This window comes from Gallionella capsiferriformans ES-2 (assembly GCF_000145255.1).
GTDB classification, from domain to species: Bacteria; Pseudomonadota; Gammaproteobacteria; order Burkholderiales; family Gallionellaceae; genus Gallionella; species Gallionella capsiferriformans.
The window spans coordinates 690321-710564 of the sequence record NC_014394.1 but is presented as its reverse complement, the minus strand read 5'-3'; the positions used below and the strand labels follow the sequence as shown (position 1 = coordinate 710564).

General features: G+C 55.3%; 18 protein-coding genes. 8 read left to right on the top strand and 10 right to left on the bottom strand.

What is annotated here, in order from left to right; all coding sequences use genetic code 11:
* Positions 1-18: 18 nt before the first annotated feature.
* From GALF_RS03395 to xseA, 8 genes are all read right to left on the bottom strand, one after another.
* Positions 19-963 carry a glycosyltransferase gene (locus GALF_RS03395; RefSeq protein WP_013292652.1) on the bottom strand — a complete coding sequence of 315 codons (945 nt, stop codon included), beginning with the start codon at positions 961-963 and terminating at the stop codon, positions 19-21.
* Between the two features lie 48 nt (positions 964-1011).
* Positions 1012-2022, bottom strand: a complete 1011-nt coding sequence (locus GALF_RS03390) for an RNA methyltransferase (RefSeq protein WP_013292651.1) — start codon at positions 2020-2022, stop codon at positions 1012-1014.
* 116 nt (positions 2023-2138) lie between these two features.
* Positions 2139-3260: a DegT/DnrJ/EryC1/StrS family aminotransferase gene (locus tag GALF_RS03385; RefSeq protein ID WP_013292650.1), complete on the bottom strand. Its 1122-nt coding sequence runs from the start codon at positions 3258-3260 to the stop codon at positions 2139-2141.
* A gap of 1 nt (position 3261) precedes the next feature.
* Positions 3262-3633, bottom strand: coding sequence for an SMR family transporter (locus GALF_RS03380; RefSeq protein ID WP_013292649.1), 372 nt, complete (start codon positions 3631-3633; stop codon positions 3262-3264).
* Positions 3630-5309 carry a glycosyltransferase family 39 protein gene (locus tag GALF_RS03375; protein WP_041937946.1) on the bottom strand — a complete coding sequence of 560 codons (1680 nt, stop codon included), beginning with the start codon at positions 5307-5309 and terminating at the stop codon, positions 3630-3632. The genes GALF_RS03380 and GALF_RS03375 overlap by 4 nt, the downstream gene beginning before the upstream one ends.
* On the bottom strand, positions 5306-6175 hold the full coding sequence (locus GALF_RS03370; RefSeq protein ID WP_013292647.1) for a class I SAM-dependent methyltransferase: 870 nt from the start codon (positions 6173-6175) through the stop codon (positions 5306-5308). Before GALF_RS03370 ends, GALF_RS03375 begins: the two co-directional genes overlap by 4 nt.
* A 103-nt stretch (positions 6176-6278) precedes the next feature.
* Positions 6279-8648, bottom strand: a complete 2370-nt coding sequence (locus GALF_RS03365; protein WP_013292646.1) for a GspE/PulE family protein — start codon at positions 8646-8648, stop codon at positions 6279-6281.
* A 66-nt stretch (positions 8649-8714) separates the two neighbouring features.
* Positions 8715-10058 carry an exodeoxyribonuclease VII large subunit gene (xseA, locus tag GALF_RS03360; RefSeq protein ID WP_013292645.1) on the bottom strand — a complete coding sequence of 448 codons (1344 nt, stop codon included), beginning with the start codon at positions 10056-10058 and terminating at the stop codon, positions 8715-8717.
* 394 nt (positions 10059-10452) lie between these two features.
* Here xseA and GALF_RS03355 point away from each other — a divergent pair, with 394 nt between their 5' ends.
* The 8 genes from GALF_RS03355 (at position 10453) to GALF_RS03320 (ending at position 16666) form a co-directional block, all read left to right on the top strand.
* Positions 10453-11061: a MotA/TolQ/ExbB proton channel family protein gene (locus GALF_RS03355; RefSeq protein WP_013292644.1), complete on the top strand. Its 609-nt coding sequence runs from the start codon at positions 10453-10455 to the stop codon at positions 11059-11061.
* A gap of 3 nt (positions 11062-11064) precedes the next feature.
* Positions 11065-11484 (top strand): ExbD/TolR family protein, encoded by a 420-nt coding sequence (locus tag GALF_RS03350; protein ID WP_013292643.1) that lies wholly within the window; start codon positions 11065-11067, stop codon positions 11482-11484.
* 5 nt (positions 11485-11489) lie between these two features.
* On the top strand, positions 11490-12470 hold the full coding sequence (gene lpxK, locus GALF_RS03345; protein WP_013292642.1) for a tetraacyldisaccharide 4'-kinase: 981 nt from the start codon (positions 11490-11492) through the stop codon (positions 12468-12470).
* Positions 12460-12645 carry a Trm112 family protein gene (locus tag GALF_RS03340; protein ID WP_013292641.1) on the top strand — a complete coding sequence of 62 codons (186 nt, stop codon included), beginning with the start codon at positions 12460-12462 and terminating at the stop codon, positions 12643-12645. The genes lpxK and GALF_RS03340 overlap by 11 nt, the downstream gene beginning before the upstream one ends.
* A 12-nt stretch (positions 12646-12657) precedes the next feature.
* A complete protein-coding gene (kdsB, locus tag GALF_RS03335) occupies positions 12658-13431 on the top strand; it encodes a 3-deoxy-manno-octulosonate cytidylyltransferase (protein ID WP_013292640.1) in 774 nt (257 codons plus the stop codon).
* A 48-nt stretch (positions 13432-13479) separates the two neighbouring features.
* Positions 13480-14136: an adenylate kinase gene (adk, locus tag GALF_RS03330; RefSeq protein ID WP_013292639.1), complete on the top strand. Its 657-nt coding sequence runs from the start codon at positions 13480-13482 to the stop codon at positions 14134-14136.
* Positions 14137-14138: 2 nt separating this feature from the next.
* Complete coding sequence (locus tag GALF_RS03325) at positions 14139-14549, top strand: GlcG/HbpS family heme-binding protein (protein WP_041938216.1); 411 nt, start codon at positions 14139-14141, stop codon at positions 14547-14549.
* A 95-nt stretch (positions 14550-14644) separates the two neighbouring features.
* Complete coding sequence (locus GALF_RS03320; RefSeq protein WP_013292637.1) at positions 14645-16666, top strand: sodium-translocating pyrophosphatase; 2022 nt, start codon at positions 14645-14647, stop codon at positions 16664-16666.
* Between the two features lie 25 nt (positions 16667-16691).
* On the opposite strand, the gene GALF_RS03315 is transcribed toward GALF_RS03320, so the two are convergent.
* Together GALF_RS03315 and uvrB are read right to left on the bottom strand one after the other, a co-directional pair.
* Positions 16692-17861: an IS4 family transposase gene (locus GALF_RS03315; protein WP_013292311.1), complete on the bottom strand. Its 1170-nt coding sequence runs from the start codon at positions 17859-17861 to the stop codon at positions 16692-16694.
* A gap of 354 nt (positions 17862-18215) precedes the next feature.
* Entirely contained in the window at positions 18216-20240 is a 2025-nt protein-coding gene (gene uvrB / locus GALF_RS03305) for an excinuclease ABC subunit UvrB (RefSeq protein WP_041938215.1), read from the bottom strand.
* Between the last annotated feature and the right edge of the window lie 4 nt (positions 20241-20244).

Genomic DNA, 20244 nt, shown 5'->3' with positions numbered 1-20244 from the left:
TAACTCGAACTTCGTTCCTCAATCCTCACTCCTGCTTTCCAATACCGCTTCGACCAGATAGCGCGGGCGGTGACGCACCTGCTGGTAGATGCGTCCGACATACTCGCCCAGCAGACCGATACCAAACAAGGTGATGCCGATCATGAAGAATACCAGCGCGAACAGCGTAAACAGCCCTTCCGCCTCGGGGCCGATAATCAGACGGCGCACCACCAGAAACACGAAGAACAGGCCGGAAAAAACGGAGATGAGCATACCGGCCATCGAAAACATCTGCAGCGGCACCAGCGAAAATCCGGTCATCAGATCAAAATTCAAGCGAATCAGACTGTAGAGCGAATATTTCGACTCCCCAGCCAGTCGCTCGTCGTGTCCGACGACCACTTCAGCCGGATTGCGCGCAAAGCTATATGCTAACGCGGGAATAAAGGTATTCACCTCGTGGCAGCTGTTGATTGCATTGATGATATCCCGACTGTAAGCGCGGAACATACACCCCTGATCGGTCATTTTGATGCGGGTGATCCGCTCGCGCAAATTGTTCATCGCACGGGATGCCACATGCCGCCACCAGCTATCGTTGCGCTGACGACGGATCGAGCCGACATAGTCGTGCCCCTCATCCATTTTAGCCAGCAACAGGCCGATATCTTCGGGCGGATTTTGCAAGTCGGCATCCAGCGTGACGACGCGCTGCCCGCGCGACTGCTCGAAGCCCGCCATGATCGCCATATGCTGACCGAAATTGCCGTTAAACAGCACCACACGCGTCACATCCGCACGCTTTTGGAACTGCTCGCGCAATAGCGCAGCGGAACGGTCGCGGCTGCCGTCATTGATAAAAACGACCTCGTAACTAATGCCCAGCGTGTCGAGTGCCGGATACAGGCGGTCAAACAGGGTCTGCAGCCCCGCCTCTTCGTTGTAAACAGGAATAACGACGGAAAGTTGTATGGTATTCATAGGACGGCATTCTACCGCACAGGGTAAAATTCGCGAAATCGCGGCGCACTAATTTATAGATTGCCTGATGGCCCGCGCGCGCAACTGCCCGCATGCCCCTTCGATTTCCTGCCCGGCAGAATCGCGTATTTTAACCAGAACCCCTTGCCGCTTCAGCGCATACGCCATTGCAGCAATGCGCTCCGTGGATGGACGACGATAGTCCAGCCCGTCCACTTCGTTGAACGGGATGAAATTCATCACCGCATACTTACCGGCCAGCAGCCGGACGATTCCGTCCAACTCCGCATCACTGTCGTTAACGCCCTCAATCAGTGTCCACTGGTATTGAACGGGATAAGAGGTTATCCGCGCATAGTGTTCTGCCAGCGAAACCAACTCCTCGATCGCGATGACCGGCGCGCTGGGCAACAGTCTGGCGCGCAAGATGGCATCGGTCGTGTGCAGAGAAAGGGCAAGGGCCGGTTTGACGGTCTCCGTCGGCAGACGCTCGAAAACGCGCAAATCGCCCACGGTTGAAAAAACCAGATTCTTGTGGCCGATATTGCCCTGCGTGCCGAGCAACTGGATCGCCTCCAGCACGTTATCGAGATTGTGGGCCGGCTCCCCCATGCCCATGAACACGACTTTGCTCACCTCGCGGCGGCGGCGCGCGAGCACGACCTGAGCGACAATTTCCGCGCTACCCAACTGGCGGATCAGGCCGTTGCGACCGCTCATGCAAAACACACACCCCACCGCACAGCCCACCTGCGTCGAGATGCACAGTCCGCCGCGCGGCAGCAATACGCTCTCTACCATCTGACCGTCAGCGAGTTCAACCAGCAGCCGCGCAACGCCCTCGCCTGCCGGATATTCGCCGTGCAGCTTCGCCAAGCCGGTCAGTTCAGCTTCGATGGCGGGCAATTCGGCGCGCACCGCCGCCGGGAAAAAATTATCCGCCGGGCTATTTTTTCTGTCGTACGAAGCGATCTGGCTCCAGCCGCGCAGCAGCCGGTCTTCATGGCAGGGTTTGCTGCCAAGCTCGCGCAATCGCCTGATTAAATGAAGGATGCGCATAGGCGTGTGAGCTGATAAATTCAAAATAATTGCGCGCCGTGTCAGATTGCCGGTGATGTTAACGCAGGCACGGAATAGCCCATTTTAATCGTGCAACAACGGGGTGTCCCGCAGAATTACCCCAGCACCGCAAGCATTGCAGCGCAGGTGCGTTCCACATCTGCCTTGGTCAATGAATAATACATCGGCAGCGAGACGATCTGACGTCCGACGTGCTCGGCAATCGGGAACATGCCTTCCTTGAAACCCAGCTCGCGGTACAGGGTGAACAGGTGAATCGGGGCGTAATGAAAGCCTACACCGATATTAAAAGCCTTCATGCGCTCCATAAACTGAGCGCGCGTGATGGTATCGGGCAGCACGATCTGGAACAGATGCCAGTTGGTGTTTTCAAATTCGGCAGGCGGCAATTGCGCACCAGTGCGAGCTTCGAAATCCGGCCCCAGCACCTTGAAATAGTGTTGCGCCAGCGCGCGTCGATGCGAGGTAATGTCATCCAAATGGGAGAATTGCCCCAACCCGATCGCCGCGGCGATATCGGTCATGTTGTACTTGCCGCCGAGCACATCGACATCGATGCCGTCCCAACCGCTGCGCGTTACGCCTTGCAAGCGGTATTTTTCGGCAAGCACCACCTCTTCCGGCGTATTCAATACCAGACAACCGCCTTCGGAGGTCGTGATGTTTTTATTCGCCTGAAAGCTGAACGAGACGAAATCACCGAAGGATCCGATAGGACGTCCACGCCAGGTCGAACCGATGGCTTGCGCGGCGTCTTCGATCACGCGCAATTTATATTTGGCCGCAATGGCATACAAACGATCCATATCGAGCGGACGGCCAGCCAGATACACCGGAATAATCGCGCGGGTTTTCGGGGTAATCGCAGCTTCTACGAGATCAAGATCAATGTTACGGGTCACAGGATCGATATCGGCAAACACCGGGGTCGCGCCGACTTCGAGGATCACATTGGAGGTCGCCATCCACGATATCGGCGTGGTGATGACTTCATCCCCGGCACCGATTCCGGCGATACGCAGCGCAATCTCCATGGTGCAGGTGCCGGAATTGAAGGTACGAACCGGACGACCGCCAAAGTAGGCTGAGAGTTGTTTTTCGAATTCGATGACCTTGGGGCCGCTGGTGATCCAGCCGGAACGCAGAGTATCGGCAACGGAGGCGATTGTCGCCTCATCAATCGTCGGTTTGGAAAAAGGCAGGAAGCTATTGTTCATATCAGGCTCGCGAAATAATGACAACACCGAGAATAATCACGCCCATGCCGATCACTTTGGCAGGATTGAAGGACTCGTTAAATAAATACCAGGCCGCAACAGCATTCACCACATAGCCCATCGACAGCAAAGGGTAGGCGATACTGACCTGTACGCGCGACAACGCAAGTATCCAGATCACCACGCCAAACACGTAGCAGACCATCGCGCCGACGATATGGGGTTCCGTCGCCAGCCGCCAGCCGATCGGCACGACGTTGGCGAGACTAAAATCGAAATAGCCGATCGAATTCGTCCCTGTTTTCATCAGGATCTGGGCGGCCGCATTGAGCATCACCCCCGCCATAATCATGCTAAAGCTAACCAGATTCATATTTTTTTCACCACGATATATTGGCCGTCCTGAAAGATGATTTTCATGGCTAATTTTTTGCCCGATGCGGATTCCGCCATTTGTTGCAATTGAGGGTAAGCATACAGCGGCATGATGGCCAGCGCTTCGGCTTGCGCCTCCCAGACCGGCAAAAAATCGTCCAAGGTCGGAATCCAACGCTCAGGCTCCTGTTTAATACCGAAGTCCATTTCATCCTGGAACTGGACCAGGGTAAAGGTACGCTGTAAATAAAAGGGCAAGGTCTGCTCGTAGGTCAGCACCGAATAAAACGGGATGTCGGGTTTGACCTCGGCGCGGATCGCCTCCGCGATATGTTTCGCAGAACGCTCGCCCGCCAGCGTATTGTAGCCTGACACCCCCAGTTGCACGGACAGCAGCGTCCCCAAGGACAACACCAGCACCGCGGGCCACTTCTTGTTGCGCCACAACAGCGCCATGCCTGACAACTGGCTCAACAACAGCATTAAAGAGGCCGCCACCAGCCAGGGCCGGTATTCCGGATACAGGGCAATCTGTGTCGGCGTGTCGGCAAAGCGGTCCACATTGAGCGCCAGCACTAAAAAGGCGATTGCGACCGGCACGATGGGCGAGACTTGCCAGAACAACACGCGCTCGCGCATTTGCACCAGACGCTGCCCCATCAATAGCACCAGCGCCGGAAACATCGGCAACAGATAAGAGGGTAGTTTGGATCCGGAAATAGAGAAGAAACAGTAGATGAAGACCGCCCAGACCAGCAAAAATCGCGCGGCATTAAACGGACGCTCGCCTGCGAGCATCGGCGCTTTAGCACCAAAAACGGCACGCAGCACCGCATCGATCATCAGCACCGTCCAGGGCAGCATACCGGCCAGCAACACCGGCACAAAGTAATACCACGGCTGATAGCGTCCCAAGTCCTTCGTGGTGAAGCGCGTGTAATGCTCGTAGATAAAGAAGCGGCCGAAAAATTCGGGATTCGCCTTCATCACCAGATAAAACCAGGGCGCGGTAATCAGCAGGAAAACCGATATACCGGCCAACCAGTGCATGCGCTTTAACACCGTAAAGTCGCGCTGCACCAAGCAATAGATAAACACCGCCGTGCCCGGCAAAATAATGCCCATCAAGCCTTTGGACAGGACCGCCAGCGCCATGCCGGCCCACGCCAGCAGCATCCAGTTACGCCGCTGCCTGACATCGGTCGCACTCTGCCCCAGCAGCAGGGAAAAAATCCCCAGCGTAATGAAAAACGTCACGCCCATATCGAGCGTATTGATATGGCTCATCATCACATACAGCATACTGCCGGACAGCAGCACCGCCGCAAAGCCGGCCGTCTCACGCCCGAACAGGCGCGAACCTGCGAACCAGACCAGAAAAATCCCCGCAAAGCCCGTCAGCCCGGCCCACAGGCGCGATGTCCACTGATGCTCGCCAAACACGGTATAGGCGGCAGCCGTCGCCCAGTATTGCAGCGGCGGCTTTTCGAAATACTTTAAATTATTCAGCCGCGGGGTCACCCAGTCGCCGGAGGCCACCATCTCGCGCGGAATCTCGGCATAGCGCCCTTCATCGGGTTTAATCAACGTACGATATTCAAGATTGGCAAACCAGATCACCCCGACCACCGCCACCAGCCACCACAATTTCCTGCTCGCAAAAAGACTCATCATACTTTCCTGGCTACCAGCAACAATGACCCGCCAAGCGGGAATGAAATACCGCACGCGATCAACCAGCGCTCCACCTTCATCACGCCCCCTAAGAGCGTATTGGCCAGCTTGCCGATTTTAAATCCGGCATCCATCTGATCCGCGGCATCAGCCGATTTTTGCAACAGACGGGAGGCCAGCATGACCGGCAACAAAAGCGCCACAAAGGAGCCTGCATACTCGACTTTGAATCCGGCGCGGGTCACGCGCTCCAGCAGTTCGGCACGCGTATAGCGGCGCTTGTGATGGGCATAATCGTCCGTGCTGCTCCACAACCAGCGATGCTGCGGCACGGTCAAGATCAGCCCGCCGCCTGTCTGACAGGCCTGATACATCTGCACTAGCGCTGCCTGATCGTCCTCGATATGTTCGAGCACATCAAAACTGCCTATCAGGTCAAACTCATCGCGAAACGGAATCGCACAGGCATCCATCTGAAACAAAGTGGCCGTCGGCACGCGTTGTTTGGCAAACTCGAGCCCCTCGGTGAAAATGTCGCTGCCAGAGAGCGCTGCATCCGGATAAATCCGTCTTGTACCCGCCAGCACGAAACCGGTGCCGCAGCCTATCTCCAGAATATTTTGACGAACGGGAAAATAGCGCGTCATGCAGTCCTGCAAAATCGCATTGCGGGCAATAAACCAGAAGTGGCCGGCCTCAACCGCTGCGTAGCGCTGGAAGGTATCGGGATTAAACCCGTCGTTCTGCTCGGCTAAAGCCGGAGCGAACGCCATAAAGCCACCGCGCCCGGACGGCGCCTGTCCGCAGGCGGGACAGAGCCAGTCGGTATTGGTAAAGGGTCGTTGGCAAGCCAGACAAAATTTCATGGATTCATTCGCGGCAAAAAGCCAAAAAAATAGCAGGTATGGATTTTAACGCGTCCGGCACCGATGCTCCAACTTTATGCGTCGCATACCCTGGCACCCGGCGCTAATTGCACACGGACCGGATCTGCAAAATATTCGTCTGTCCTTGCAACACAAGTTCAATACCGGCCTGCTTTAAGGTGCGCAGACACTGCCCGGCGGCGACCGTCTGAATTTGCTCTACCGTTCCCTGATGTTGAATCAGCTTTTTAATGGGGGGCGTTGCCTCCAGCAATTCGTACAGCCCCACCCGCCCCTTGTAGCCTGAACCTTCGCACTCGCGACAGCCGTGTGCCGCGTACAGAGAAAATTTCCCTTCCGTATTGAGATAGTTTTTTCGCCAGTTCTGTATCACTTGCTCGGGAAGCTGCGGTGTTCCTGTGCAATATTCCTCCGCCAGCGCCTGAATTTCTTCATCGGTCGCGGTATAAATTTCCCGGCATTCCTGACAGTAGCGCCGTGTCAGGCGTTGCGCCAGGATGCCTACCAGCGCATCGGAAAAGTTAAACGGATCCATCCCCAGATCGAGCAGTCTCACCAGACTCTCAGCCGCACTGTTGGTGTGCAAGGTAGAAAACACCATATGTCCGGTGAGCGATGCCTGAATAGCGATTTTTGCCGTCTCGATATCGCGTATTTCACCGACCATGATGACGTCGGGATCGGCGCGCAAGAAGCTGCGCATGGCAGCGGCAAAGGTCCAGCCGATATTTGCGTTGATCTGAACCTGGCGCAGCCCCTCCTGGGTGATTTCAATCGGATCCTCCGCGGTCCAGATCTTACGATCAGGTGAATTGATCAACCCGAGCACCGAATGCAGGGTCGTCGTCTTACCCGACCCGGTCGGCCCGCAAATCAGGAAAAGCCCGTATGGCCTTACAGCCAGCTCCTTCATGCGTGCCAATACATCGGCCGGCAGCCCAATCAGTTCCAGCGGCATGGGCTTAGCCCCTGTCAGTACGCGCAAGACGACGTCTTCGAGTCCGTTGGCCGTCGGCACGGTCGCGACGCGAAATTCGACTTTATGATCCTGGCTTAGTTTGAGTTCAATTTTGCCGTCCTGCGGGCGGCGGCGCTCGGAAATATCGAGTTTCGCCATGATCTTGATTCTGGAAATCAGCGCCTTTTTAAAGGCCGGCGGAAACTCGAAATACTTGCTGATCACTCCGTCACGGCGAAACCTGACCTGCGTGTTGCGCTTATCGGGGTAGGTTTCGATGTGGATATCCGACACCCCCTGATCGTAAGCGTCCAGCATCATCTTATTGACCAGTCCCACCAGGGTATTGTCGGTTTCAGCAACCAACTCCTCACCCGACTCCTCCCCGCCCCCATCGAAGGTCATACCGACAGCCAGCTCGTCTATCCTCTGCCGGCTGGTTTTCTCGTTGCGCAATTCATTGATAACAAAAACAATATCCTCGCGCGCCGCCAGCACCGGCACGACAGTCAGATGGGTGATGACGCGCAATTCATTGAGCGGCTCCCAGAGCAGGGGATTCTCCATCGCCACGATCAGCGAGTGATCCGTGTGATAGAGCGGCAAAATAGAATATTTAGTGACGAAATTGATCGGCACCAGATGAAAGGTCGACGGCTCGACAAAAAATTTCCGTACGTTGACAAAGGGAATGCCGAGTTTTTTGGCCAGCATGCTCTGCACGACTTCCGTGTTCACGACCCCCATGTTGATCAAAATTTCGCCCAAGGCAACTTTTTTATCCGTGCGCTGTTTAGCGAGCGCTTCTTGCAATACCTCATGTGTAATCAGGTTTTCATTGACCAGCATGTCGCCCAGTTTCAACACCGTGCCCGACTGTCGCCCCAATGCGGCAACCAGTTGCTCGGAGCTGACGATCTGCTCATTGGTCAGATACTCACCCAGGCGCTGATGACGCATCTGCTCCTGCTTCTCGAGACCGGAGTTGATTTCCTTGTGCGTGGCAATTTTTTCCTCGATCAGCATCTGACCGATTTTCTTGCCTATCTGGTAGTGTTTAATTGAAACGGCCGGAATAAAGCAGCGGATCACCGAATCATCGGTATGCACCAAAAACAGGTAAAGCCCGGTTTTATCGATGGCGAATCCGACGGTTTCCCCGTCCAGCCGTTTATCGTTGACAAACACGATCGAGCACGCCTGCTTCTCGGACGCGCCAAAAACAGCATGGGTTTCGTTGATCAGGCCGGAAATTTTAATCAGGTGTACCGGATGCAACAGCCTCAGGTAATTGACCGACTCTTCCTTCAGTCTCGAAATTCCCCCGTTAAAAGGTTGAATCTTAAATACGCCCTCTTCAGGCGCAAAACGCATCAGGTCGCCAAAATACTCCTGCCCGTCAGTAGCAATGATCAGACAAGGCTCGCTGTCGAAAGCCTCTAAATCTTCTTCGAATTTATAGTAAAAAGGCGTTGGCCACAGGCTCAGTTTCATATGCACTCCTCAACAGCGGTTTTTCGATTCAGTCGCGAATTATCCATCAATTCGACCGGTACAGGTTCAGACGCCCCGCTCAGTCACTTCAGTTGTCGCCCAGCCGGATGCAAAGGTGATACGCAATGTATCGCCCGTCGCCAGCTGCTCGGCAGCACAGACCAGACGCCCGTCACTATGCTGCACCAGACTATAGCCCCGCGCCAGCACCTGTGCCGGATTGAGCAACCCCAAATGCTGGCCTGCAGTCGCTAGTCTCACCTGTTTACGGCTTTGCCCGGTTTGCATCGCCTGTACCAGACGCGCTGATTGATGCACGAGTTTATCCTGCATGCGGCGAAAATCGCTGCCCGCACCGCGCAGCCGATGCGTATAGGACTTACAGCGCCACTGTTCCTGCTGCAGTCCGTGCGAAAAATTACGCTGTAAACGCTGTTGCATCTGATCGAGCACGGTCGATTTTTGCTTTAATTGCTCTGCCGGATGAACCACGCGACGCTGCAGATAATCGAGCGCTTGCATGGCGTTTTGCAGACGGTTGCGCTGCGAACGCAATAAATGCTGCGCCGTATCCCGCAAACCTTTGAGCAACGTCTCGCGATCGGGCACAGCACGCTGCGCTGCGGCGGTCGGTGTGGGTGCACGCTCGTCAGCCACAAAATCGGCAATGGTAAAATCCGTCTCATGCCCGACGCCGCTGACAATCGGAATAGCGCTGGCAAAGATGGCACGGGCGACTACTTCCTCGTTGAACGACCATAAATCCTCGATACTGCCGCCGCCCCGACACAGGATCAGCACGCTGCACTCATTGCGTTCACAGGCCGTCTGGATGGCGTCGGCAATTTTTTCCGCACTGCCCGCCCCTTGCACCGGCGTCGGGTACAAAATAACCGGAACACCCGGCAGACGCCGCTTCAAAGTCGTCAACACATCGCGCAATGCAGCGGCCTGAGGCGAGGTGATGATCCCAACACGCCGTGGAAACGCCGGCAACGCGCGTTTACATGTCGCATCGAATAAGCCTTCATCCTCCAGTTTTTGTTTAAGCCTGGCGAACTGTTCATATAACACGCCTAATCCTGCCGGCCGCAGTTGTTCGACGGTCAGCTGAAAATCACCGCGCGCCTCGTAGAGGGAGGCAACCGCGAGCAACTCAACCTGACTCCCATTCGCAATCGTGCTGTCCAGCGATTGATTCTTGTGACGAAACATCACACAGCGCACCTGCGCCTGTTCGTCCTTGAGCGCGAAATACCAGTGTCCGGAAGCGGCTTTGACCAGATTGGATATTTCGCCGCGCACCCATAGCGCCGGCACATTTCCTTCCAGTAACTGATTGATTGCACGGGTGAGTTCAGAAACCTGCAGCACGCGCGGTTTTGTATCTAAAAAAATGTATTCAGACATATTGACAATCCAGAATTATTCACAAACCCAGAGAACACGGCGCATAGCGAGCATTCCTCCGCAACAAAACCGCAACACTTACACCAACACATTGATTATAAAAGATAATCTATCTTGTCAAAAAACAGGCAGCATAAGAAAAACCCTTACGGCTCACCGCTTTAAAGCATAAGCACGCGGCTTTATCCACAGAGTTATCCACAGATATTGTGGGTAAACTAAAATATGCTTTGATAACGTGGGATTAGCGCAATCTTATTAACAACTGCTTGAGATGTCTTGCTCAACCGGTCGCGACACGCTACAGTTACGCGTTATCAATCCTTGAAAAATCCGCCGCCCGTAGTTTGAAACGGCGTACATTTGACAATTTAAGCACATTTGGAGAATACCCGTGTTTGCAATCGTAGAAGCGGCTGGCTGGCCGATCTGGTTTTTGATTTTTGCGTCCATCATTGCCACCGGTTTAATCACCGAGCGACTCATTTATCTGCGCAGCAGTCGCATTGCGCCGTCGGGATTACTCGATGAAGTGGTCAAGGAACTCAAGCAGCGCGGTGTCAGCGAAGGCATGCTGGCTAAACTTGCCAAACACTCGCCTCTGGGGTGCATTTTTGCCGCCGGCCTCAAGAACATCAAGAGCACGCCTGAAATCATGAAAGAGTCGATCGAGGAAGCAGGACGCGCAACCTCGCACGATCTGGAACATTTTCTCACCACGCTCGGCACCATCGCATCGATCAGCCCCTTACTGGGATTGTTCGGCACCGTAGTGGGCATGATCGAAATTTTCGGTGCCCAAACGGCGGCCGGCAACAGTCCGGCGATTCTGGCGCACGGTATTTCTGTCGCGCTGTACAACACCGCCTTCGGCCTGATCGTCGCGATCCCCAGCATGATTTTTTACCGTCATTTCCGTGCCAAGGCCGACAGCCTGACCATAGAGATGGAGCAGCAGGCGATCAAGCTGGTCGAAATCGTGCATGGTCAGCGCAAAGGTTAAACGATGAATTTTCAACGCGGACGCACTCGTGAAGAACCGGAAATCAATCTGATTCCGATGATAGACGTACTGCTGGTGATTCTGATCTTTTTGATGGTCACCACCAGCTACGCCAAATATTCCGAATTGCAGATCAATCTGCCGCAGGCGGGCGGCAGCGCAGAAGCTCAGACAGCGCAGCCCGTCAACGTCGCCATCGATGCTAGCGCTCATTATGCAATCAACAACGCGACGTTGAAGTTCACCGATATCAGCGCGTTAGCCGCCGCACTGAAAACGGCGGCTGGATCGCAGACCGATCCTGTCATCGTCATCAATGCTGATGCCAAGACGCCGCATCAGGCCGTCATCAACGTGATGGAAGCCGCAAGACAGGCAGGCTACGGCCGCATCACCTTCGCCACACAGAACGAAGCGAACTAGCCGGCATGGCAGGTATTGAGGCGCACTGGTATCAGCGTAACTGGCGACACCTGATCCTGCTGCCTGCAAGCTGGCTGTTCGGCGCACTAGTAGCCCTGCGCCGCACGCTGTACCGGTGCCGGCTGCTGCACAGTTTTAAATTGCCTGTGACGGTTGCCATCATCGGCAATATCAGCGTAGGCGGCACCGGAAAAACCCCGTTGACCCTGAAGCTGGCACAGCAACTAACACATGCAGGCCATCACCCTGTCATCATCAGCCGCGGCTTCGGCGGAAATAAAGCGCAGCAGGCCGTCACCCCCGAGAGCACCGCAGAACAGGTCGGCGACGAACCAAAGCTGATGGCACAGCGCAACATTTGCCCCGTCTGGGTGGGGCGTGACCGGGTTGCCACCGCGCAGGCGGCGATACAAGCCCATCCTTTATGCGATGTGATCCTGTGTGACGATGGCCTGCAGCATTACCGCCTGCAGCGCGATATGGAAATCGTCGTCATCGACGGCGTGCGCCGTTTCGGCAACAGCTATCTGCTCCCTGCAGGCCCCCTGCGTGAACCCGTTTCACGACTGGCATCCGTCGATGCCGTGGTAATCAACGGTGGAAAAACCGATCCGGGCCAGTATTCGATGCAATTGTCGGGCGACATTTTCTACAATTTAACCGATCCGGAAAAAACGGCAACAGCACTCGATTTCAAGAAGTTACGCGTGCACGCAATCGCCGGCATCGGCCACCCGCAACGCTACTTCGACCATCTGGCCACACTGGGGCTGACCGTCACGCCCCATGCATTTCCGGACCATCACCCCTACACATCGGGCGAACTGATTTATCAGGATTGCGATGCACTACTCCTGACTGAAAAAGATGCGGTAAAATGCGCTGCATTCGCTGATGATAAATATTGGGTATTGCGTGTCGATGCCCTGATTGAACCAGCCCTGACCGACCAACTACTGCGAAAGATTGCCATTCATGGACGCTAAACTGCTCGACATTCTGGTCTGCCCGCTGTGCAAATCCCCGCTGATTTACCGCAAAGCCGAGCAGGAATTAATTTGCCGCGCAGACCGCCTGGCATTCAAAATTGCCGACGGCATTCCGGTGATGCTGGCCGACGAAGCACGCAAACTGACGCCCGAAGAAGCCGAAGCACTCTAAGTTGAGACTACCATGATCGCGTTTAACGTCGTCATCCCGGCACGCCATGCGTCCACCCGACTGCCCGGCAAGCCACTGCTCCACATCGCGGGCAAGCCCATGATCGTGCGCGTCGCCGAACAGGCAGCCAAAAGCGGCGCACAGCACATCTGGATCGCCACCGACCATCACGCAATCGCCAACGTGGTGCATGAACATGGCTTTAAGGCCTGCCTCACGCGCGACACCCATATCAGCGGCACGGATCGCATTGCAGAAGTTGTCGAGCGTCAGGGCTGGCCGGACGAGACGATCGTCGTCAATGTGCAGGGCGATGAACCCCTGATGCCGCCGGAACTGATACGCGCGGTCGCGCAGCACCTGCACGAACATCCGGAATGCGCGATAGCCACCGCCTGCCACACCCTGCACGACGAAGCGTCGATGCGTAATCCGAACATCGTCAAGGCCGTGCTCGACAAACAAGGCAATGCGATGTATTTCAGCCGCGCGCCCATCCCCTATCCGCGCGATGCCTTTGCCGCAGGAGTCGGCTTACCGGCCGACTTACCCGTGCTCAGACATATCGGCATCTATGCCTATCGCGCCAGCTTTTTGCGCGATTACGGTCAGCTTTGGACCACTCCGGTTGAACAATACGAATCGCTCGAACAATTGCGGGCGCTGTATCATGGCTACAAAATCGGTGTGGTCATCGCAGATTCCGCCCCGCCGGCTGGCGTTGACACCGCAGAAGATTTGCAGGCAGCAATAGAAATATTTAAAAAAACGGTTAGTTGTGAGTAGCAAGTAAAACTCACCCCCCACTGACTACTTACCAAGAAAGGATTAACCATGCGCGTCATACTTTTAGGTGCACCCGGAGCCGGCAAAGGCACTCAGGCGACCTACATCAAGGAAAAATATAACATCCCGCAAATCTCCACTGGCGACATGCTGCGCGCAGCAGTCAAGGCAGGCTCTGCGCTGGGATTGGCGGCCAAAAGCATCATGGATGCGGGCGGCCTAGTCTCCGACGACATCATCATCAATCTGGTCAAAGAGCGTATCAAGGATGCAGACTGCAAAGACGGCTTTCTGTTTGACGGTTTTCCACGCACTATCCCGCAGGCACAGGCGATGAAAGACGCCGGCATCCCGATCGACTTCGTGGTCGAAATCGACGTCGCCGACAGCGAGATCATTCAGCGCATGAGCGGTCGCCGCGTGCATCCGGCATCCGGACGCACTTATCACACGATTTTCAACCCGCCTAAAGTCGCAGGACGCGATGACATCACCGGCGAAGAACTGGTACAGCGCCCCGACGATGTTGAGGAAACGGTCATCAAGCGCCTGAACGTGTATCACGACCAGACTAAACCGCTGGTGGAATATTATCAGTCCTGGTCGGCAACGGGCGATACCGCAGCCCCCGTCTCAGTCAAAATTGCCGGCGTCGGTAGCGTAAACGACATTTGCAACAACATCTTCGCCGCACTGACACGATGATCATGTCCACCAAGCCTGTTCTGACGCTGACTGACGCTAAGCGCATTGCAGCAGCGGCCGATGTAGAAGCGCTGCGCAATAACTGGCGCGTCGTCGTCGCGGTGGTGGATGACGGCGGTCATCTGCTATATCTGCAACGCAGTCACGACACCCAGTTCGGCAGTGTCGAAACGGCCATTGCCAAGGCCTATGCCGCGATTGCCTTCCGGCGCGCGACCAAGACCTCGGAAGATGCGGTGCTGAGCGGACGCCTGATTCATCTGGCCTTGCCCAGCGTCATTCCTGCAGAGGGCGGCGTGCCGTTGCTGATCGACGGTATCGTGGTCGGCGCTTTAGGGATCAGCGGCGTGCGTTCATCTGAAGACGGACAAATCGCAGCAGCAGGTCTGGCCGCCTTAAATCAGCTGACATAGTTTCGCACTGCGCTCCGATACTGCTATGATTGCGAGCGTCAGGAAACACTGACCGAGTGGCGTTAATTATAGCGGTTCAACTCAGGGAGAAAATCATGTCAGATGGCCTAGGCTTTGCGCTGTTGTGCTCCGTTGTTGCAATCTTGTATGGCGTGTTTTCAATCAAATGGATCCTCGCCAAACCCACCGGCAGTGAGCGAATGCGAGAAATCGCCGCCGCCATCCAAGAAGGCGCATCCGCCTATCTGGCCCGCCAATATCTGACCATCGCCATCGTCGGCGCCATTCTGTTTATCGTCATCTTCGCAGCCTTAGGCTGGCAAACTGCCATTGGCTTCGCCATCGGCGCACTACTCTCGGGCGCTGCCGGCTTCATCGGTATGAACGTGTCGGTGCGCGCCAATATCCGCACCGCAGAAGCCGCCAAGGAGAGCCTCAACGCGGCACTGGATGTCTCCTTCAAGGGAGGCGCGATTACCGGCATGCTGGTGGTCGGTTTAGGCCTGCTGGGCGTCGCGGGCTATTACGCATTTTTGATCAATACCGGCGCGTCCATGAACGATGCGACTCACGCGCTGATCGGCTTAGGTTTTGGCGGCTCGCTCATCTCCATCTTCGCGCGATTAGGCGGCGGCATTTTCACCAAGGGAGCCGATGTCGGTGCCGATCTGGTAGGTAAAGTCGAAGCCGGCATCCCCGAGGACGACCCGCGCAATCCGGCGGTGATCGCTGACAACGTCGGCGACAATGTCGGCGATTGTGCCGGAATGGCCGCAGACTTGTTCGAAACTTATGCGGTCACCATCATCGCCACCATGATGCTAGGCGGACTGCTGATGACCAATGCAGGTGAGAACGCAGTCATTTATCCGCTGGTGCTGGGCGGTTTCTCCATCATCGCGTCCATCGTCGGAACTTACTTCGTCAAGGCTCGACCCGGCGGCAAGATCATGAACGCGTTGTATCGCGGACTGGCTGTTTCCGCCGTTCTGGCGCTGATCGCCTTCTATCCGTTAACGCAATGGATCATGGGCAACAACGGGGTATATAGCGTCGATGCACTGTATGGCTCGACCGTGATCGGTCTGCTGCTCACCGCAGCGCTGGTATGGATTACCGAATACTACACCGCCACCGAATACGCGCCGGTACGCCACATCGCGGCAGCCTCCACCACGGGTCACGGCACCAACATCATCGCAGGCTTAGGCGTCTCAATGAAATCGACCGCTGCCCCCGTGATTGTGGTCTGTATGGCGATCATGGGCGCCTATTCGATGGCCGGACTCTATGGCATTGCCATTGCCGCCACCGCGATGCTGTCAATGACCGGCATTATCGTAGCGCTCGATGCCTACGGCCCGATCACCGATAACGCAGGCGGCATCGCTGAAATGTCCAAACTGCCCGATGAAGTGCGCGTCATTACCGATGCACTGGACGCCGTGGGTAACACCACCAAAGCTGTCACCAAAGGCTATGCCATCGGCTCGGCAGGGCTGGCCGCCCTCGTGCTGTTCGCCGACTACACCCACGCACTGGAAGCGCATCTCGGTGTCGTGACGAGCTTCGATTTATCCAACCACATGGTCATCGTCGGGCTCTTTATCGGCGGCATGATTCCCTATCTGTTCGGTGCCATGGGCATGGAAGCCGTCGGCCGTGCGGCGGGTGCAGTGGTGGTTGAAGTGCGCCGCCAGTTCAGGGAAATCCCCGGCATCATGGAAGGGACCGGGAAACCGGAATACGGCACCTGTGTCGACATGCTCACCAAAGCCGCCATCCGTGAAATGATCGTCCCCTCCCTGTTGCCGGTTGCCGTTCCCGTCGTCGTCGGTCTGACGCTGGGCCCGCAGGCACTGGGCGGCGTGCTGGTCGGCACCATCATCACCGGCATCTTCGTCGCCATCTCGATGACGGTTGGCGGGGGCGCATGGGATAACGCCAAGAAATACATCGAGGAAGGCAACTTCGGCGGCAAAGGTTCTGAAGCCCACAAGGCCGCTGTCACGGGTGACACCGTGGGCGATCCTTATAAAGACACCGCAGGTCCGGCGATTAATCCGCTGATCAAGATCATCAATATCGTCGCCCTAATGATCGTACCCTTGCTCTGACACACTTCTTATCACTACTGTCCGGTTAAAAATCGAATAGATTCAATTGTTTACTGATGTCCGGTTCGTCAAGATTCTGTATCGCATTTGCAACCATTTGATTTATTGGGGTTTTATCGAACATATTGACCTCAAAAAGATTCAGTAAAATCTGCTGGGAGGCAGGAAGATTGAGCTGTTTTTTGGCAATGCTGACCAGCAGGTAAACGCATATTGCGATCCAGATTTGGGATTTGACGGCATTGAGGGAATTGCCATAGAAATGTTTGATGGCAAGGTTTTGCTTGAGCCACTTGAAGAACAGTTCGATTTGCCAGCGATTTTTGTAGATATTGGCGATGGTCAGCGCGGGCAAATCGAAGCGATTGGTCAGGAACACCAAATGCTTGCCGGTTTCCGGGTCGCGGAAAGAAACCCGGCGCAGGCGTTCCGGGTAAGCGGTTTTTGATTTGGGTGTCGCCAGCAGTATGGTTTGATCGCAGCGTAATCCAGTGGCTTTGTCCACTTCGCGCGACGCAATCCAGGTAAAGCGGAGATTGTTCTTTGCGCGGATGACAAAGGTAACTTGGCGCTGGTGTAGCGCATACAATCTGGCGAAGTGCAGGTAGCCCCGATCAATGACGACGATGGTGCCAGCGGGGAATGGGATCACGTCGAGCAGATTGACATCGTGAACCTTGCCGGTGGTAATGGACAGAAACACAGGGATTGAACCGCGCAGATCAATGATGGTGTGCGCTTTGACGGCGGCCTTGGTTGAACGAAATTCCGCCCAGGGGAACAGCGTCAGGCACAGATCGATGGTGGTCGAGTCCATGGCGTAGAGCGGTTCTTTGAGTCCCAGGCCGATGTCCTCGTCCCGGTACAGTTCGAGCGCTATGGAGATCAAACGATGGCCGAGTGCCTCGAACAGCCGCCAGTCGCGCCGTTCGTTGGCATCGGCCAGTGTGGAACGGGATACTTTGCTGCGGATACCGATATGGTAAAGCTTGCTCTTCTGAGAATTGAGACAGGCAACCAAATCACGCAAGCCATCGCGCCGGGTCAGTTGTGCATAGGCCATGCAGATGAATTGGCTCCATGCGGAGAAATGCTTGATCCCGTGGTTGGCGGCAAAGCGCTCGGTCAGATATTCGAAATGATTGAACGGCACGAAGTCCAGCAATTGTGCGAAAACTGTTTTGCCCCGATTCATGCTGCCGCTCCGTCTGCCGATTAAAGGGCAAACGATACGGTTTTTTAACCAAAGGCGATTCCAGATAGTATTTGAAATCGTCGGAATGCAAAAACGTGCTGAAAGCCACGTCAATAAAGGGCTACAGCGAAATGAACTTAAAATCTACCGGACAGTAGTGACTTCTTATAAACAAATAGGGTCAGACTTAAACAAATAGAAACAAATAGGGTCAGACTCGATTTAATAATTAATTCGAGTCTGACCCTAATTACCTCCTCTAATTACCTGCCCCTAATTACCCAAAAATTTCTTACACACTCGATTCTGAACGTCCAAATCCAAGTCTTCCGCGCGTCGCACCTGATACCCCTATTACAGCGTCGAGAGCAGCACGTTGTCACGCAATTTCTTCAACTGGTCGCGCAAAGTCGTGGCTTTTTCGAATTCCAGATTTTTTGCCGCCGCCAGCATCTCTTTTTCCAGCCGGTTGATTTCTTTGGTGACTTGCGCACGGCTCATCGCCAGATACTTAGCCTGTTCCTGTGCTGCCTTCTGGTTGAGACGGGCATCGTCCAGCTCATACGTCCCCTCAATGATGTCCTTGATACGTTTTTGCACGCCTTGCGGGGTAATGCCGTGTTCTAAGTTGTGCGCGACCTGTTTGGTGCGGCGACGTTCAGTCTCATCCATCGCCCGCCGCATCGAATCGGTGATTCTGTCTGCATATAAAATCGCCGTGCCGTGCAGGTGCCGTGCCGCACGGCCGATGGTCTGAATCAGTGAACGCTCGGAGCGCAGAAACCCCTCCTTATCCGCGTCCAGTATCGCCACCAGCGACACCTCGGGAATATCCAGTCCTTCGCGCAGCAAATTGATGCCGATCAGCACATCGAACTCGCCCAGCCGTAAATCCCTAATGATTTCGACGCGCTCGACGGTGTCGATATCCGAATGCAGATAGCGCACCTTAACGCCGTGTTCAGACAGATACTCCGTCAGATCCTCAGACATGCGCTTGGTTAAGGTCGTCACCAGCACGCGCTCGCCGACTTTGATGCGCAGGCGGATTTCCGACATCAGATCGTCCACCTGATTGATCGCAGGACGCACAAGAATAATAGGATCAACTAGGCCCGTCGGTCTTACCACCTGTTCGACCACCTGCCCCGCATGTTCAGCCTCATACACGGACGGAGTCGCAGAGACAAACACGCTCTGACGCATGATGTGCTCGAATTCATCGAACCGTAATGGGCGGTTGTCCATCGCGGACGGCAGCCTGAATCCGTACACCACCAGATTTTCCTTGCGCGCCCGATCCCCCTTATACATCGCACCCACCTGAGGAATCATCACGTGGCTTTCATCGAGAAACATCAGCGCATTGGGCGGCAGGTAGTCCAGCAGGGTCGGCGGCGGGTCGCCAGGATTTCTACCCGACAGATGGCGCGAATAATTTTCAATCCCCTTGGTAAAGCCAATCTCGGTCAGCATCTCCAGATCGTGACGGGTACGCTGTTCGATACGCTGCGCCTCGACAAGCTTGTTTTCCCCGACAAAATATTTAATGCGCTCGGCAAGCTCCACCTTGATGGTCTCGATCGCCTGCAACACGGTCGCGCGCGGCGTCACGTAATGGCTGGAAGGATAAACGGTATAGCGCGGCACTTTTTGCTGGATATGGCCAGTTAAAGGATCGAACAGGGAGAGCGTCTCGACCTCGTCGTCGAACAGGGTGATGCGCAGCGCCTGTTCGCTGCTTTCCGCCGGAAACACATCGATCACATCCCCCCTGACGCGAAACCGACCGCGCGTAAAATCGACGTCATTGCGCTCGTACTGCATCTCGATCAGGCGTTTGATCACCTCGCGCTGGTGCATCTTTTCGTTGTTGCGCAGATGCAGAATCATGCCGTGGTAATCAACCGGATCGCCAATACCGTAGATCGCCGATACCGTCGCGACGATGATGCAGTCCTCGCGTTCGAGCAGCGCCTTAGTCGCCGACAGCCGCATTTGCTCGATCTGCTCGTTGATCGCCGAATCCTTTTCGATGAACACATCGCGCGACGGCACATAGGCCTCAGGCTGGTAATAATCGTAATAGGAAACGAAATATTCCACCGCATTTTCGGGGAAGAAATCGCGCAGCTCGGAATACAGTTGTGCGGCCAGCGTCTTATTCGGCGCCATCACCATCGCAGGACGCCCGCAACGCGCGATCACGTTCGCCATGGTATAGGTCTTGCCCGAACCCGTGACCCCCAGCAGCGTCTGAAATGCCAGACCGTCGTTGATCCCTTCGACCAGTTGTTCGATGGCGGTCGGCTGATCGCCTGCCGGCTCAAACGGCTGATGCAAACGATAAGGACTGTCTGGGAAAGTTTTGATGTTCATGCCA